General features: G+C 71.7%; 2 protein-coding genes. Both read left to right on the top strand.

Features of this window, described 5'->3' with window-relative positions; genetic code table 11:
• Positions 1-643 (top strand): glycosyltransferase family 2 protein (locus tag G6022_RS09645; RefSeq protein ID WP_182691436.1); only part of this gene is annotated, 643 nt, incomplete at its 5' end.
• 81 nt (positions 644-724) lie between these two features.
• Positions 725-1,597: NDP-sugar synthase (locus G6022_RS09640; RefSeq protein WP_347238165.1), on the top strand; the 873-nt coding region annotated here is incomplete at its 3' end.

Genomic DNA, 1,597 nt, shown 5'->3' with positions numbered 1-1,597 from the left:
CGCCCGGCGCCCAGGGGAGTTCGACCAGGAGTTCGTGCTGGTCGTCAACCCGGACGTGTGGTTCGAGCCGGGTTCCGTGGACGCGCTGCTCGCCGCCGCCCACCGGTGGCCCCGGGCGGCGGCGTTCGGCCCGAGGATCGCGGAGACCGACGGTTCGGTGTACCCCTCGGCCCGCGCCGTGCCGAGGCTCGGCGCCGGTATCGGCCACGCCCTGCTGGGTCCGGTGTGGCCGGGCAACCCGTGGACCGCCCACTACCTCGACGACTCCGACATGGAGTCCGAACGGACCGCGGGGTGGTTGTCCGGGTCGTGCCTGCTGCTGCGACGTGAGGCGTTCGACGCGCTCGGCGGGTTCGACGAGAGGTACTTCATGTACCTGGAGGACGTGGACCTGGGGGACCGGCTCGGCCGGGCCGGGTGGCAGAGCGTCTACGTGCCGTCGTCGGTGATCCACCACGACCAGGGACACGCGGCCAGGACCGTGCCGGAGTTCACCCTCCGGGCACACCACAACAGCGCCTACCTGTTCCAGGCGGACAGGCATCCGGCCGCGTGGCAGGCACCGATACGCTGGGCGCTGAGGGCGGGTCTGGAACTACGGTGCCGCCTCGCGATCCGGTCCGCCCGGCGCGATCTTCGCTGACGCGCCGGACGAGACCATCCACCGGCCCGTGTGGGCCGCGCGAGCGCGCGGCCGGGGCCCCACGACATCGGGAGTAGGACTGTGACCTCGACGACCCCCTCCAGCGCCGAGCCGCGCGATCTGATCGCCGACACCGAGGCGGTGGTCCTGGTGGGCGGCAAGGGGACCCGCCTGCGGCCGCTGACCATCTCGGCGCCCAAGCCCATGTTGCCCACGGCCGGTCTGCCCTTCCTCACCCATCTGCTCTCGCGGATCCGGGCGGCGGGCATCCGGCGCGTGGTGCTGGGCACGTCGTTCAAGGCGGAGGTGTTCGAGGAGCATTTCGGGGACGGGTCCGACCTCGATCTGGAGCTGACGTACGTGGTGGAGACCGAGCCGCTGGGCACGGGCGGCGGCATCCGCAACGTCCTGGACGAGCTCACCGCCTCGACGATCATGGTGTTCAACGGCGACGTGCTGGGCGGGACCGATCTCACCCGGATCCTCGATCTCCACCACGCCAAGAGCGCGGATCTGACCATGCACCTGGTGCGGGTCTCCGATCCCCGTGCGTTCGGCTGTGTGCCGACCGATGAGGACGGCCGGGTCCTGGAGTTCCTCGAGAAGACGCAGGACCCGCCGACCGATCAGATCAACGCCGGTTGCTACGTCTTCCGGCGTGAACTGATCGCTCAGATCCCCGAGGGCGTCCCCGTCTCGGTGGAGCGCGAGACCTTCCCGCAGCTGCTCGCCGAGGGCAGGCGGGTCTGCGGCTTCGTCGACTCGGCGTACTGGCGGGACATGGGCACGCCCGAGGACTTCGTCCGCGGGTCCTCCGACCTGGTGCGCGGCATCGCGCCGTCGCCCGCACTCGAGAGCCACCACGGCGAGGCGCTCGTCCACGACGGCGCGGGGGTCGGCGCCGGGGCGGTCCTCATCGGGGGGACCGTGGTCGGTCGCGGCGCCGAGATCGGC

Source organism: Dietzia sp. Cai40, assembly GCF_014145165.1.
GTDB classification, from domain to species: domain Bacteria; phylum Actinomycetota; class Actinomycetes; order Mycobacteriales; family Mycobacteriaceae; genus Dietzia; species Dietzia natronolimnaea.
The sequence above is the reverse complement of the archived record's forward strand: the minus strand, read 5'-3'. Positions and strand labels throughout refer to the sequence as shown.